This is a genomic window from Oceanobacillus aidingensis, assembly GCF_042654105.1.
Lineage (GTDB): Bacteria > Bacillota > Bacilli > Bacillales > Amphibacillaceae > Oceanobacillus > Oceanobacillus oncorhynchi.
The window spans coordinates 40,625-56,247 of the sequence record NZ_JBHSFT010000007.1 but is presented as its reverse complement, the minus strand read 5'-3'; the positions used below and the strand labels follow the sequence as shown (position 1 = coordinate 56,247).

Here is a 15,623-nt window from a genome sequence, read left to right as displayed (position 1 = left end):
CATGGGAGTTAAATTGACAGATGTAGCGAAAAGGGCAGGCGTTTCAGCAACAACCGTTTCACGGGTAATTAATCATTATGGCTACCTAAGCCAGAAAACCATCGATAAGGTACACAAAGCGATGGAAGAATTAAATTACCAGCCGAACTCGATGGCCCGCTCGCTGCAGGGAAAAGATACACAATTGATTGGTCTGATCTTCCCTACTGTATCTCACCCTTTTTTTGGCGAATTAGCATCCAAAATGGAGACAAAGCTATTTGAAAAAGGATATAAAACGATTCTTTGTGACAGCGCCAATAACAAGGAGAAAGAACGGGACTACTTAAAAATGCTCGCTGCTAACAAAGTAGATGGTATTATTGCAGGAGCGCATAATCTGGGAATTCCGGAATATGAAAATGTGGGGCTGCCTATTATTTCATTTGACCGTCATCTGGCAGAAGGTATTCCTATTGTCTCCAGCGACAGCTATCAAGGCGGCCGTCTGGCAACGGAGCAGCTCTATCAAAGAGGCGGCAGAAAAATTGCCATCCTCACAGGGACGAATGAATCCGATTCACCGACAAACAAGCGTCTGGAAGGCTATTTATCTGTATTAAAGGAGCATCAGTTAGAACCAATGGTTTACCACTTCCCCTTGGAGCATTCTCCATTTTTAAAAGCTACGGAAATTCGCCAGATATTATCCAAAGAGGATATAGACAGTATTTTTTGTACGGATGATTTAACAGCCATTTTGGTTCTTAACAAAGCGCAGGAATTAGGGATTGATATCCCGGGAGATTTAAAAGTAATTGGTTATGACGGGACGGAATTTATCCAAAACTATTTTCCGCAGCTGTCGACCATCTTACAGCCGATTGATCAATTTGTCGATCTCTTGATTGATTTACTGATGAAACGGATAAATAATGCAGATGTGGAGCTGGATAGTCTTTATCAATTACCTGTTAGATTTATGCAAGGCCAGACCAGCTGATTGTTTATGTAAATCGTTTCGCAGCTAATTAATTCCATAGATTATGAAACATAGTCGATATTCTTTCATTTATTTTGAATCTTTCCATTCAAACTTAAGTGACAGAAATCGGCTTTTTTATTTCCCTCTTAAAATACTTGCAACACCTCTGTTGACATTTCCTGTTCATATTGCGTTCATATTCGCCCTATATACTTCTGGATATACGAAACATTCAGGAGGTTAGAGCAAGATGAAAATGGCATGGAAAGAAATGAAGAAGAATAAATTACGTTATACCATCCTGGGCTCGATTGTTTTTTTAATCAGCTTATTAACTTTTATTATATCCGGCCTGGCAAATGGGCTCTCGCAGGACAATGCTTCACTGATTAAAAATTTGCCGGGCGGGACGTTTTATATGGAGGAAGAAGCAGACGAAACCTACAGCTTCTCCAGTCTGTCAGAAGAGCAGCAGCAAGAAATAACAGAAGAACAGCCTGAGACCACGTTTTTCTCAATCCAGATGGGGAATTTTATCGACACTGCAGATAAACAGCGCAGCGTTGCTTATGTAGCAGCAACGGACAGCACCTATTTTCCAGAGGTCAACGCTGGCGATGTTATTTTAGATGCATCACTGGAAGAAGAAGGAATCGCGGTAGGAGATGAAATAACAAATGAACAGTGGGAACAGACATTGACGGTAGCAGGATTTGTAGAACATGAAAAATACAGTCACTCACCGGCGGCATTTATCAACCCGGATGATTTTCAAACGTTCTTCCATACCGACTCGATGCAGCTCGCATTTATCACGGGGGATGCACCAGCCTTCGAAAATCTGCAGGCTTTTTCAAATAGTGAATTTTTAAATACGATCCCGAGCTACAGTGCCGAACAGATGTCACTGAATATGATTGTCATCTTCCTGCTGGTTATCAGCGGGATGTTGTTTGCCATCTTTTTCTATATGATCAACGTTCAAAAGCTGGGTATTTACGGCATATTAAAGGCATTAGGTGTTAAGACAGGAAAGCTGTTTCAAATGATGTGGGCGCAGATGCTTATCATCTCTGTGATCTCGCTGATTTTATCTATTGTCATTAGCCAGACTTTCCAAGTACTGGCGCCAAGCGGAATGCCTTTTCATTTAACATGGCAGGCAACAGGACTGCTCTCTCTCGTTTTTATCATCATTGGATTTATCGGAGCCACGTTGTCCGGGATTCAAATTAAGCGTGTCGAGCCAATGCAGGCTATACAGCAAGGAGAGATGTAAAATGAGTTTATTTACGATGAAAAACGTGCAAAAAACATTTACTCACGGAGAGGTGAAAGAAGAGATATTAAAAGGGATTGATGTTACCCTGCCAGAAGGAAAAATTACTGCCTTAACCGGTGCTTCCGGTTCAGGCAAGAGTACCCTGCTGACCATTGCAGCAGGATTGCAGACAGCATCTGATGGGCAGATTTCCTTCGAGCAGCAACAGCTGACATCGATGCGAAGGGAAGAGCTCCGTCAAATTCGGGCGAAACAGTTTGGGTTTATTTTTCAATTTGCGCATCTGGTTCCCTTTTTAACCGTCCAGGAACAACTGTCTCTGATGCTGGAGACTGCGGAAACCCCTCTTTCCAAGCAAACGCAGAAAAAGGAAATCAGAGAGATTTTAGAACTGGTCGATATGTGGAAACGAAAAGATGCTTATCCGGCCTCTTTATCTGGAGGAGAAAAGCAGCGCATCGCTGTAGCAAGAGCGATTATTCACAGCCCTAAAATGCTTTTTGCCGATGAGCCTACTGCCAGCCTTGATTCCAAACGCTCTAAAGAAGTAATGACACTTATCCAAAGGCTCGCAAAGGAACGAAATATTACGGTTTTAATGGTTACACATGATATGGACATGTTGACCTTTGCCGATCATATCATTGAAATGCAAGATGGAAAAATCGTCCAAGATAAAACAATTTGAAGATAATGGCAGCAAGCTATTTTATATTAAAATAGCTTGCTGCCTATTCTTTTGCACTATATTCTCTTACCGTCTTCATCATCTCTTCCTCTGTCCAGATAGGTTCTACTTGATTGTGCACATCATGAAAGTTTCTCTCAAAAGCCAGGTCCACTAAATTCTTTTCCTTTTTATCAATGGCTTCCACGATAAGCTCATGGTTATAAAGAACACGTTCAAAATCTTTTTCATCCGTTATCATCCGGTAGCGCATCGATAAAATAATCAGGCATTCCAAAACAGGTCTTAAATTCGTCCACAGCATCATAATATGATGATGGTCAATGTATTTAATAACCGTTTCGTGAAATTCCAGATCTAGAAAAGAAAATTGATCTACATCTTTGTATTTGATTGCAATTTCCATCATCTCTAACGTTTTCCTTAATTCTTGAACCAGTGCATCTGTCTGCATTTTCAATAGACGTTCAAACGTAAAGGATTCCACCATTAAGCGGACATCATAAATTTCTTCAATATTTTTTTCAGAGATACCGACAACAACTGCACCCATCCGCTCGGATCGCACAAGATTTTCACTGGCCAGCACACGCAGTGCTTCTCGCACCGGAGAGCGGCTGACATCAAATAAAGCCCCCAGTTGATTTTCTGATAGTACCGTTCCTGCCTTGACTTCGCGGGAAATAATCCTCATTCTTAATTCTGCAAGCACTTGCTCACCCTTAGATTCCTTACTCAGCTGTTTCTTCGGATAAAATGTCTTCATGCGGCATATCTCCTTTATCAATCGATGAATACTTGTATACTAATAGTGACATAACCTTTATATTTTGTAAACGTTTCCTGATGTAATCCTTCTTTTGACAGTGTGAAATCTCTATACTTTTTAAATTTGAAAAATATTTCAAAAAATAGATTGCCAGAAAGGGATTTCAAGGCTATAATTTTCTCATTGAGCTAGTTATTTTAATCGAAAAGGAGAAGAAATGAGGAAATCGACACAAATTTTTGCATTATTCTTATTTTTGTTTGTCGTTTTACCTGGGACTGCAGATGCGCAATCAAACAGCTTTCAAAAAGATTTGGAGAATTATTTAACGGAAATTAGTGAAGTACGCGGCTTTACAGTTACCAAAGAGGATATCGCATTTTCGTTGTCGCTTTATGATTTCTATCTAGAGGACTTTGATACCGTCACCGATTTAAAAGACTTCTTAGGAGAGGTCATCCATCAAGATGGTAACAATTTAAAACAGATTTATAGTGATTATAATATTGACCAGAGTACCCTCCGGGCAACCCTGGCTGAGTTTGGCGAAACCTTAGAGGATTATATTTTTTTAGATGATCTTTATATGAACACGGACTATTACTTATACAATTTAACACCCAGAGAGCCTGATTTTGACCAAAAACTTGCAGATTATCTGGCCGAAGCAACAGCAATCCGGGGCTTTCAAGTTACTTCTGACCATGTTGAAAATGCATTAGCTCTTTACGGATCTGAGTTAAATGATTTTAAGACGGTCGACGAGCTGTCCGACTTTTTAGGAGAAATCATCCATAAAGATTTGAGCAATGTCGGTCCTTATTTTGAAATGGCCACAGAAGATGTTCTGCAGCTTATCTCTGATAACGGGCTAGACATCCATAGCTATGTTTTCTTAGATGATTTATTCAACGATTTAGACGGCGAAATTATTTGGGAGGAGGATTTCTTTGATTTAAGCTTTTTTATGGAGGAGTTCGATTTAACAGAGGATGAACTGCTTCGTTTGGAAGAGCATATTCGGAGTATTCCAGACATCACCAGTGATGAAACAATTGCTAGAATGCTCAATTTAGCAGAACGCATGATGGCTTTTTCCGATTTTGAGAAAGCGACAGAATTAACGCCTGGACAAGCTACGGAGCTATTATCTATTTTCCATGAATTGATTGATATCTTTCAGTTCCATGTAGAATTTGTTCTTGTTACAGATGAAGGAGAAGAGCCGATCACCCTGCAGACACTATTCAGCTTAACAAAGCTCGAAAATACGGACTTGAAGGCGAATATTTATAACCTGCAAGGAGACTTTCTTGCTGACTTGATTATTTCCGGGGAAATAGTTGACGCTGATACGATTATAGATACTGGAAATGCGATTCAAAAGGAAGCAGACAAGAAAACAGAGCCTTCCGTCATCACAAGCCCGGACAAAGAACCTCCGGCAACAGAGGAGACTTCTTATGTGAAGGAATCTCCAAAAACAGCGGAAGCTGACGTGGACATGGAAGCAGCCTCAACAGTTGAAAGCGATAGGGATAAAAAGAAAAAGCTCCCTGATACTGCTTCTAATTATGCAGAAAAAGGAATCTGGGGACTGGCATTTATTGCAGCAGGCGGGTTCCTGCTGTTTTTAGCAAGAAGGCGCAAGCAAACCGTATAAATATTAATCAACATTTGCACATTAAAAAAGTAAGATATATTTGCTTATTCTTAGGTGCGAAAGTTGAGATATAATTATTCCAGCCTGAACCAATCCATAGAAACCAAATCGCATAAATGATAAACTTAAAGAGAAATCAACTGGTTGGAAAGGCGGAATAATCAATGTCTATCAAACTGCAACGTATCTATGAAAAATCTAACGACTCTGGATATCGTGTATTAGTGGACTTAGTCTGGCCGCGGGGAATTTCCAAAAAAGACGCAGAGCTCGATGATTGGGCCAAAGAAGTAACACCTACGCCAGAATTACGAAAATGGTTTAACCATGACCCTGAAAAATTTGCAGATTTTAAATCAGCATATAAAAAAGAACTGCTAAATGATGATGAAAAATTAAAGAAATTAGCTGAACTCCAGAAACTGCAAAAGCAGCAGACACTTATTTTATTGTATGCTGCCAAAGATAAAGAACACAATCATGCCCTGGTATTAAAGGAAGTACTGGAAAGCAAACTCCCAAAATAATGCTATAAGCACAGCAAAAGCGTACCTTACTTCAGGTACGCTTTTCGCTATACATTAAAATTAACAATATACTTATGGATATCTGTCCGGTAATAAGCAACCGAATATTCTACCAGCCTGTCACGCTCGTCATAAGAAAAACGTTCCCGCTGCAGTAACGGCTGCAGCTCCATTTCCAGCATCTCTGCAACAGCCGGCTCCGGGATAGCCACGCTGAATTCATCCTTGAACCGAAAGAAGCGGATTCCCTCCTGATAGAGCATATCGTATAATGAATTGACAAAGACATTGGGATCATTTGGCAGGGAAATCGATGATGGAATATAATGCCTGAAATGAATGTAGGGCTTATCGTCTAATGTATAGAGACGTTCTACACAATAAGCGCCTTCCCCAGCTAAATCATGGATAGCAGGCAGGATAGCGTCTACTTTTTCCACCTCGATCAGCTTTTTACCTAATTGATGACCTTCCCCAATCAGATATTCAGAAAAACGCTGTCCTTTGGAAAGCTTCGAAACAGCCTGGTTCGCCAGTACTGTCGTCCCAATGCCGCTTTTTTTCTCCACATATCCTTCCTGAGCTAATTGTTCCACCGCCCGGCGAATCGTAATTTTACTCACTTCGAATTCTTTTTCTAATTCCGGTTCAGAAGGAATTAAGCTGTTTTTGGGATATTGTCCGTTAATTATTCGTTCCTTCAATATCTCCTTCACCTGTAAGTATAAGGATCCCTGTCTTAAATTTAGCTTCATTGTCATCTCTACCTTTCTATATCCAAATCCACTGTATGCGTGCCCGTCATTCCCCTTACTTTCACACTGTATCTCCTGATGAACGCATGCCCATGCTTGTTATATCTTTTTCTACTTTCTTATTATACCAAGAATCCTGCTCATACTAAAATTTGTAGTCAACCGGAAAGGGGTCCCTTCCCCCTGCTATTCATAGGAATAATGCTTTTCCAATTCAATATATTCATTACCGAGATAAACAGCCTGCGGTTTAATCACTTGGTTTGTGATGATTTCATTTCCCATCGAGTCAACCAGCGTTTTTTGTTGATGCTCGACAGTAAAAAAAGTAAATTCTGCATAAGAACCGCGGTGAAAATTACCTAGCTTCGGCTGCTTTAAAACCTGTGCCGGGATTTCTGTTACCGCACGGATAACCGCTTCCAATGAATAACCCAATGCCAGGAATTTCGTCAATGTTGCTGCTATGCTGTACACGGGGCCATTTATTTGATTTTCCTCATAAATATCCGTACTGATTGTATCAAAAGATATTCCTGATTCCATTGCTTTTTTGGCTACAGAAAAGGAAAAGCTTGATTTCCCATGCCCTACATCAAGATAGATACCTCTTTGGACGGCTTCCGCTAAAGCCGAGGCAACTTCTCCTCCAGGCTTTAGAATATGATTGGCGTGTTTCCCATGATAACAGTGTGTGAGAATATCCCCTTTCTTTAACAAAGGCAGTATCTCCTCCAGCATGGGCGGGGCGCTGCCTACATGGACCATGAGCGGCTTCCTGAGCGCTTTGCTGTACTTTACTGCCAGTTGCAGCGGTTTTAACCCATTATCCCCCACCACGCTGGCACTCATCCTCGCTTTTAACCCAATAATGAAAAAAGGATAATCAGCTGCCGTATTTTGTATTGCGTTCCAGGAAATATTATTTATATCTGCTAATTCATCCATTTGTTTTAAACCAATCCTTGAGATATTCAGAAAAGCAAGCACCCTGGTTTTTGCCGCTTTTGCAATCTGGTGGAATTCCTCTATCGTATCTGCTCCGCTGCTTCCCGCATCGACTACAGTGGTTACTCCTGTTTGATAACCAATTTTATCAGGGACAGCGCAATAAGGCTTATATTTTGGAAAAGCATGTGTATGTAGATCAATCCACCCAGGCGAAACATACATCCCTTCTGCATCTGCCAGAACTGGATAAAAGCTGCCTGCATCTGCGACAACATCCTTGATTCGCCCATTTTCAATTAAAATATCTGCCTTTTGCCCATTCGTAAGTAATGCATTTTTAATCACCTGTACCATCGCCCGTCCCCCTCTGTCCATGCTTTTCTTTTATCACGGAAAACCGCCTGTAAAACTCCCGCTTCATGACGCTTCGTTTTATCTATTTTATTATTTCTAGACTGCCGCTTCATACTTTGCAAATGTTTTAGACACCCCCCACGTAATCAAGTAAGCGGAAAGGCTGCCTCCGAAAAAGAAAAGCACTGCCGGAAATGCTTGAAATATTAAATAACCGCCTGCACCAATACAAACCAGTAAAAATACCGTGAGTATCGGATGAACAATCGCAATAATTAGCGGCCATTTTAAGTACTGTATGGTTCGCAGCTTAAAATGGACATAGACCGGAAATAAATAAACCAAGAATACAGCCAGCAGCGCAAAGGCGATCACAACGGAAAATTGGGCCATTTGATAGACTAAGGCGCTTTGTGCACCAAGTATTTGAAATTGTACCGAAAACAAGTAGCCAAGCGCGAACAATATAATACCAAGACCGTTCGCTTTCCAAAATTCCTGCCGGTAGATTTCCCAGAATACTGCAAACATCCGAACTTCCTCCTCGTCCCGCTGCCACTTGCGGACAACAGCGAACATCGCGACCGTTGCAGGCATAACTCCAAAGAAAAGAAGACCTGCCATCGTAAATAGAATCCATAATATATTCAGATAAGCAAAACGTGTTATCCAAATCGCAACGCTATAATATCCGCGAGCTACCTCTGCCATCATTACCTCTCCTTTCCTTTGTGTATGTGTACTGTTATTCCTTCACAGACCCTATCAATACTCCTTTTACAAAGAAACGCTGCAGGAACGGGTAAACAATCAGCAGCGGCAGTGCAGATACGATAATCACCGCATATTTCACAAGGGAAGCTGTCTTTATTTGATCTGCAAAGGACTGCGCGCTTCCGGCAGCACTGGACGCACTGTCTGCACTCACTTCATTCAGGATGAGAATTTGCCGTAAGATAAGCTGGAGCGGAAATTTATCTTCACTCCGCAAATAAATCAGCGCATTGAAATATTGATTCCATAACGCAACGCCGTGAAATAATGCCATAACAGCAATGATTGGCATCGATAACGGCAAGACGACTTTAAAAAATAAATAAATATCACTGGCTCCATCGATTTTAGCTGCTTCCACCAGCTGATCGGGAATCGTCTGCTGAAAAAAGGTCCGCGCTACGAGAATCGACCAGGCACCGACTACTCCGGGAATCACAATCGCCCACATCGTATCCAGCATCTGCAGATTGCGGACGACCAAATACGTAGGAATTAATCCGCCATTGAATAGCATCGTAAATAAGATAAACCAAAGCCAGGCTTTTTTGCCCATTAATTCTTTCCGCGATAACGCATACGATGCCGGCAGGAGGACAAACAAGTGAATAATGACGCCGACTGCTGTATATAGAATGGTGTTTTTGTATCCTGTCCAAATCGCATCATTCTGAAATACACGCTGGAAACCCTCAAACGTCAAATCTACCGGCCATAGCCACATCTTCCCTGTGTTTACAGCATGAGGATCACTGATGGACGCACTAATCACAAATATCAGCGGATAAATAATGATTAACGTCACAAGCAAAACAAATATTAAATTGAGCCGGTCAAAGGCTTTATCCGACAAACTGAACCTGGACATCACGCATCTCCCTCCTTACCATAGGCTGTTCTCGCTAACTTTCCGTGCAATTTGGTTCACAGTAATCAAAAGCACGATATTAATAGCTGACTCAAATAACCCGACAGCGGCAGCAAAGCTGTATTGTCCTTCCAATATCCCTGTCTCATATACAAAGGTTTGAATAACGTCCGACGTCTCTGAATTCAGCGTATTCTGCATTAAGAGTACCTTTTCAAACCCGATTTGCATGAAATTACCGATATTCAAAATAAACAAGATAACGATTGTCGGCATAATACTTGGAATATTAATCCTTGTAATCCGCTGCATCCGTGTCGCACCATCTACTTTAGCCGCCTCATGTAATTCCGGGTTCACGCCTGCCAGTGCAGCAAGGTAAATAATCGTGCTCCATCCCAGCGTCTGCCATTGACCGGACCATACAAAGATATGGCGGAACCAGTCTGGACTGGTCAAAAACGGAATCGTATCCATTCCAAGCGCACGTAATAAGTGATTTATCAAGCCTGTATTCGGGTCCAGAAAAGCTACCAGCATCCCGACAACAACGACAACCGATATAAAATGCGGTGCATAGGTCAGCGTCTGTGTCCATTTTTTAAATGCACCATTTCGGAGCTCATTAAATGCTAACGCTAAAATAATCGGCAATGGGAACAAGACCAGCATATACAGGTTTAAAATAATGGTGTTTTTGAGCAGTCTCCAAAAATAATAGGAGCTGAAGAAACGTTCAAAATGCTCAAACCCGACCCATTCGCTTCCCCAAATGCCAAGTGTTGCAAAATAATCCTTAAAGGCAATCTGCACACCGTACATTGGTATATAATGAAATATAAAAAAGTACAAAAAGACTGGCATCATGAAAAGGTATAACTGCCAGTTGCGCAGAAAATTCTTTTTGATAACGGCTCCTCTACCCTTTTGTATGGATTGATTTTTTGCCATCTTTCCGTTATCCCCCTTTTTTCTATGGAATTTCCCTGCTAAATGAAACACAGCAGCAGCGAAAATCCATTCTTGTTTCTTATGTAATCCATCTCATGATGTACCCACTTGTAAAAAAAGAGAGGGCATGAGATCTACTGCCCTCTCGATGTGAATGAACCTTTTTAAACCTCTGCTTTAATTAGATTGATAGCGGTCATATGCAGCCTGGTAAACCTCCTGCAATTCTTCCATTCCCATTTGCTCGATCGTTTGGATATAGCTATCCCAGTTATCTAAATCTTCATCACCTGTAATAAACTTGTCGCGCATTTCTTCTACATACTTATTAATGTCCTCACCTGTTGATTGCAGAATACGGTTTTCCTCTTCTGTGAAAGTAAACCTCGGCCATACCTCATCAATGACTTGCGGCTCAATTTTTTCAGCTGCTTCCATTGATTGCGGTGCGGTTTCTCCTCCTTGGAAGTAATCTGCTTTAATAATTCCGCTGATGGAACCAAGCCAGGTTAAATCCTGGGCAATCGCCTGTTCAAATGTCATGTCACCCTCCGGATTCAAAATATGATCACTATAAACGGCTTCTCCATCTTCTATTTCAAATGTTTCTCCTTCTACACCCATATAGTAAAGCTCTGCACCTTCATCTCCATAGAAATGATCCATCCAGCGGACCGTTGCAGCCGGGTTCGGGTTTTCACTGGTAATCACCAGGTTATCTGGAGTCCATACAGAGGATGAAAGTTTATTATAAGACTGATGCCCGTCTGGACCTTCTAAAGCTGCTAAACTATTATATTGCGAGCCAATCTCTTCCCCGAATAATTCAATTGGATCATAGAAAATCATACTTCCATATAGATTATCCGATGCATTGGCAAGGAACTGGCCCCATTCAATGGTAAAAATGCTTTGATCAATTAATCCTTCTTCGTACAGCATATGGATGTATTCCAGCATCTCTCTATATTCATCAGCGGTTGCATAGTAGCGCACCTTCGAGTCATCATTCGGATCTAAATCCAAGTTTGTGTTGGAGGCACCATGGTTCATTACGCCGAACGATCCAGACAGCCATTGAACAAGCTCCGCAATGTCTGTACCTCCATAAGGAATCGTATCCCCATTTCCTACTGGATCAAGTTCTTTTACTGCCTTTAAATATTCATAAAAATCTCCTGTCGTTTCCGGAATATCCATATCCAGCTCATTCAGCCAATTCTCATTCACCCAAGGTCTTGCACTGAGCCGTAAAGAGAGAAAATCATCTTCAATGAGCGATGGCATGGAGTAGATATTACCATCAGGGAAAGTAATTGCTTTTTCAATTGTTGGGTCATTTTCCATTAAAGCTTTTAAATTTGGTGCATATTCATCAATCAAATCATTTAATGGCAGGAACGCCCCTTGGGAACCGTATCGTAATAAATCCGTATTTGACAGCTCTGCAAGGAAGAATGCATCTGGCAGGTCACCACTGCCCAATGCCAGGTTTCTATTCTCCTCCAGAGCATCCGGGCTTACGGAATTCCAATTCACATTAATGTTTGTTAAATCTCTGTACGTATTCCAGATTAAAATATCATTCCAGTCATTGCCTTCATTTTGTGCGGGCTTGTTCGCAAAGATAGTGAGCTCTAATTCCTCTTCTACGATTGGAAACCCTGTCGCATTGACATTATCGCCGCCCGCTGCTTCGCCTTCCTTACTATCACCGTCATTTCCGCTGCTGCACGCATATAAAGCGCTTACAAAAACAAGTGTTGCGATGAAGAAAAACCATTTCTTTAACATAATGAACCCCCTTTTAAGTAGGTAAAAATGTAAAACAAACTTTTTCTAACAAACAACTGCCATCTTCATTTTTTAATTTAGTTCCTTCCCCCTTTAATCAAATAATGTCTAAGATGTCATACGGATTATTTTGCTTATTCAAAATAGTACCACTATTATCCCAAAACGTCAACATAACATTATAATGATTAATATAAATCTTTTGTCTTTATTTGTCGGACGGCTTATTTTCTCACCAATTTGTTCTTTTAGAATGGATTCAAAATGCTATAAAGCAACAATACAAACTGGAGACTGTATAGAAAATGTATTATCTATCATGGAATAGGTACCATTCATTTGTTTGAAAACAGCCAGGTTGTTACTGTGCTGGTGGCAAACAAATAATTGATTATCTACCCATTGGTTACTACAAAAATGTCTTGGCCATTCGCCGCCTGCAGAAATAGAGCCTTCCTTTTCCAATGACCCATTTTCAGTTACTTTAAAAAGACTCAATGTATCTGATCCCCGATTAGAGGTAATCACCTTGCCATCCAAAAATTGAATTTCTGCTCCATAATTTCTTATTTCACGAACTGTTTCCACCGTTTGAATGCACTGTAAAGAGTCCGACGGAACCGCATATTGATAGACAGATACGGTGGATTTGTATTCATTGACCACATATACGATTGGCTTCTCCGGGTGAAAAGCTACATGCCTCGGTCCTGCTTTTTCCGGGACTGTCAAGCTTTGAAAGGGAAGTAAACTCCTCCGCTCTTCATCCCATTGATACAGATAGATGTTGCTTTTACCAATATCCGTCAGCAGGAAAAGGGACGTTTCTGGAATTTGCCGAACGGTATGGATACGGGAAGCCTGCCTGTTTTCAGAGACAAAAGCAATATGCTCTGCTTCTTCCTGCAGATCTCCGTTATCATCCAGTGCAAAAACAACAACACCTGCATTCGAATAATTACTGATAAATAAATACTTTCCGCAGGCACTCACCTCCGCGTAGCACGGACCGCCATGTGTCGGCAAACGCCTTCTTTCCTTCAGACGATGGGCTTCATAGTCCAGTTCATAGCAAACTACCTCTCCATCCGCTGCTTCACTGATGGCATACACACGGTTTTTCACCGGATGCTTCACTAAAAAGGATGGATTAGCAATTCCGGCTTGTTCCCCCAGAGGTGTCACTTCACCTGATTCAGCATGTATATTCAACCAATGAATACATGCCAAATCTACTTCTCCATAGCAGCCGACAAGTACTTCTGTATTCCGTTTATCCATGAGGCATCCTCCTTAATAAATTGGCAATACATGAAAAAATACGTTAGGGGAAGCCATCCGATAATAGTAGCTGCACCAGCCCAAACCGCTGGACTCCTCCACATTCGGAGAGAAATATAACCGCTCCTGCTCCAGTTCATCGATTGCCTCTAAATCTCCTCTTACATACTCCTCGATTCTTAAGCGGGCAGTATCTAAACGCTGTAATAATCCTCCATAACGAATATCTATTACTTCCCACCCAAAAGGTTTATTCAACGACAGCCACTGCTTCCGATGCGCAGCATGCAATTCCTTCACACGCCCTGTCACTTCCGGGATAACCTGTCGGGCAATTTCCTGCAGCTTTTCCTGATTCCCTGCATCATAAGCTGCTTTCAGTTCGACACCGATATCCCCTTTTTTAGCTAAGACCCAACACAGCTTCTCCGGCACATCAAAAAAGCGCTCTGACGCCTGCTGGTTATACTGCTGGATTTCCTCCGCCAGCTTCTTATAGAAATTTCCGACAGGATTTTTTTCGACATGTTTATCAAATAATCCCAGCAGCACATCCTGCCATAGCAGGAATTTAGAAGGGTTCGTCTGTAAGGTGTTCCCTTCGTCTACCCCTGGCGGCTGATCCATTTTATTCAAGGCCAAAAGCGCTTCTGGATCCATACCTGTACAAAATAACGTACGTTCCTTCACACGGGTTATATCGATTTCGGTATGATACGCATGCTCAGCATAGAATTGCAGTCCATAAAGTGCATGGTACACATTGCTCTCATAGCCATCGTCTCCCCAAAGCGTTACAAATACATCGCCTACACCTTCCTCCTTGCAGACAGCAAGTGCCGGCTCACTTGCAGTCAGAGAGATTTGATAATTCGGGGCAAAGGTATTCCACACCCACATTCCCCCTGCAAATGCCGGTGTACTGCCAAACCGTTTTAATTGCTGCAGCATCCGCTGATAATGCTCCCTATCTGCTTGAGCATACTGCCAATACATATACTGCACGTTATCTGGCAGCTGATTCACGATATACTCTGGTAAATCTGTGGTTTTGTCATAGCTGTCCCCCGTTTCGGAAGCCAGCTTTAAAAACATATCGCTCCACATCACCACACGCAGCTGATACTTATCCGTTATTTCCACGATTTTATCCAGATGTGCTTTCATCAGTTCAAAACGATCCTTGAAACCATGGATATTTAAATATCTGCCTCGTCCCACCTCTTCCGCTTCGTCCATACCAATATGAATGCGATTGCTACGGAAGGGCCTGGTTGCAGAAGCAATCATCCGGTCCAGCAAATCATACGTAGCATTACTCTCTAATAACAGCGCACCCCGCGTATCCTTATAGGTATAAGCCGCATCCCATTTCAGAAATTCCTCTAAATGCGCCAACGTCTGGATACAAGGAATCAGCTCGATACCAAATAGATTTGCATAATTATCCAGTTCCCGCAGCTCTTGTTCACTATAACGCCCGCGCATATAACCAAAATAAGGCTCTCCGTCTACTTCATACGTGTCCTCCATGTACAGCATTGCCGTATTATGTCCCATCACCGCTAATTTCCGGATGAAGTCCTTTAGCGTAGACAGCTTCATCGTCATATTACGCGATAAATCAAACATAGGCCCTACACTGGAGAATTGCATCGTCTCTTGAATATGGATTTGTTTATTTCCCTTATTCCACTGTTCTAAAATCAAGCCAAGCGCTCTGAAAAAATGGCATGGCTCATGGTAGGTAACCGTGCCGCCCCCTTCATCAAAAGTTATTATTAACCCGTTGATACGCTCATCCTGCCTCCCGGTCAGTACAATGCCGCCCTGTTCTGCAAGACGGAATGCATAGACCTCCTGCAATTCTACAATTCCTGCGTGTAAGCTCACTGCATCCCCTTTAATTGAAATTTCCATTTATCATCACCCCTTCATATCTATGCTGTTCCCCTTTAAATCATAACGTTATAATGTATTATTTGATAACAAATCTCTTTTA

At 41.7% G+C, this 15,623-nt stretch carries 14 protein-coding genes; 5 read left to right on the top strand and 9 right to left on the bottom strand.

The genetic code is table 11. The features are described 5' to 3' along the window. The first annotated feature begins 1 nt into the window (after position 1). The 3 genes from ACFO3P_RS04660 to ACFO3P_RS04650 all read left to right on the top strand — a co-directional run bounded on the left by ACFO3P_RS04660 (position 2) and on the right by ACFO3P_RS04650 (position 2,934). Entirely contained in the window at positions 2-982 is a 981-nt protein-coding gene (locus ACFO3P_RS04660) for a LacI family DNA-binding transcriptional regulator (protein ID WP_289584484.1), read from the top strand. A 232-nt stretch (positions 983-1,214) separates the two neighbouring features. Continuing rightward, the gene (locus ACFO3P_RS04655) at positions 1,215-2,243 is read left to right on the top strand and encodes an ABC transporter permease (RefSeq protein WP_193064480.1); all 1,029 of its coding nucleotides are present in this window, start codon (positions 1,215-1,217) and stop codon (positions 2,241-2,243) included. Between the two features lies 1 nt (position 2,244). After that, positions 2,245-2,934, top strand: a complete 690-nt coding sequence (locus tag ACFO3P_RS04650; RefSeq protein WP_289584485.1) for an ABC transporter ATP-binding protein — start codon at positions 2,245-2,247, stop codon at positions 2,932-2,934. A 43-nt stretch (positions 2,935-2,977) separates the two neighbouring features. Here the strand turns inward: ACFO3P_RS04650 and ACFO3P_RS04645 are convergent, their stop codons facing one another. Beyond that, the gene (locus ACFO3P_RS04645) at positions 2,978-3,700 is read right to left on the bottom strand and encodes a GntR family transcriptional regulator (protein WP_042529115.1); all 723 of its coding nucleotides are present in this window, start codon (positions 3,698-3,700) and stop codon (positions 2,978-2,980) included. Positions 3,701-3,920: 220 nt separating this feature from the next. Between ACFO3P_RS04645 and ACFO3P_RS04640 the strand changes: the two genes are divergently transcribed. Together ACFO3P_RS04640 and ACFO3P_RS04635 are read left to right on the top strand one after the other, a co-directional pair. Further along, entirely contained in the window at positions 3,921-5,366 is a 1,446-nt protein-coding gene (locus ACFO3P_RS04640; RefSeq protein ID WP_289584486.1) for a processed acidic surface protein, read from the top strand. A 164-nt stretch (positions 5,367-5,530) separates the two neighbouring features. Beyond that, the gene (locus ACFO3P_RS04635) at positions 5,531-5,893 is read left to right on the top strand and encodes a DUF488 domain-containing protein (protein ID WP_042529107.1); all 363 of its coding nucleotides are present in this window, start codon (positions 5,531-5,533) and stop codon (positions 5,891-5,893) included. 47 nt (positions 5,894-5,940) lie between these two features. Here ACFO3P_RS04635 and ACFO3P_RS04630 read toward each other — a convergent pair whose 3' ends face one another. From ACFO3P_RS04630 to ACFO3P_RS04595, 8 genes are all read right to left on the bottom strand, one after another. Then, positions 5,941-6,648: a GntR family transcriptional regulator gene (locus ACFO3P_RS04630; RefSeq protein WP_042529105.1), complete on the bottom strand. Its 708-nt coding sequence runs from the start codon at positions 6,646-6,648 to the stop codon at positions 5,941-5,943. A gap of 186 nt (positions 6,649-6,834) precedes the next feature. Further along, the gene (locus ACFO3P_RS04625) at positions 6,835-7,953 is read right to left on the bottom strand and encodes an amidohydrolase/deacetylase family metallohydrolase (protein ID WP_042529103.1); all 1,119 of its coding nucleotides are present in this window, start codon (positions 7,951-7,953) and stop codon (positions 6,835-6,837) included. Between the two features lie 96 nt (positions 7,954-8,049). Continuing rightward, positions 8,050-8,664, bottom strand: coding sequence for a YesL family protein (locus ACFO3P_RS04620; RefSeq protein ID WP_289584487.1), 615 nt, complete (start codon positions 8,662-8,664; stop codon positions 8,050-8,052). A gap of 34 nt (positions 8,665-8,698) precedes the next feature. After that, positions 8,699-9,595, bottom strand: a complete 897-nt coding sequence (locus ACFO3P_RS04615) for a carbohydrate ABC transporter permease (protein ID WP_042529099.1) — start codon at positions 9,593-9,595, stop codon at positions 8,699-8,701. A 15-nt stretch (positions 9,596-9,610) separates the two neighbouring features. Beyond that, entirely contained in the window at positions 9,611-10,546 is a 936-nt protein-coding gene (locus tag ACFO3P_RS04610) for an ABC transporter permease (protein ID WP_040978049.1), read from the bottom strand. Positions 10,547-10,723: 177 nt separating this feature from the next. Further along, complete coding sequence (locus tag ACFO3P_RS04605; protein ID WP_289584488.1) at positions 10,724-12,340, bottom strand: extracellular solute-binding protein; 1,617 nt, start codon at positions 12,338-12,340, stop codon at positions 10,724-10,726. Between the two features lie 267 nt (positions 12,341-12,607). Beyond that, positions 12,608-13,621 (bottom strand): lactonase family protein, encoded by a 1,014-nt coding sequence (locus ACFO3P_RS04600; RefSeq protein ID WP_042529095.1) that lies wholly within the window; start codon positions 13,619-13,621, stop codon positions 12,608-12,610. A 12-nt stretch (positions 13,622-13,633) separates the two neighbouring features. Then, on the bottom strand, positions 13,634-15,541 hold the full coding sequence (locus tag ACFO3P_RS04595; RefSeq protein ID WP_042529093.1) for a beta-N-acetylhexosaminidase: 1,908 nt from the start codon (positions 15,539-15,541) through the stop codon (positions 13,634-13,636). Positions 15,542-15,623: the final 82 nt, after the last annotated feature.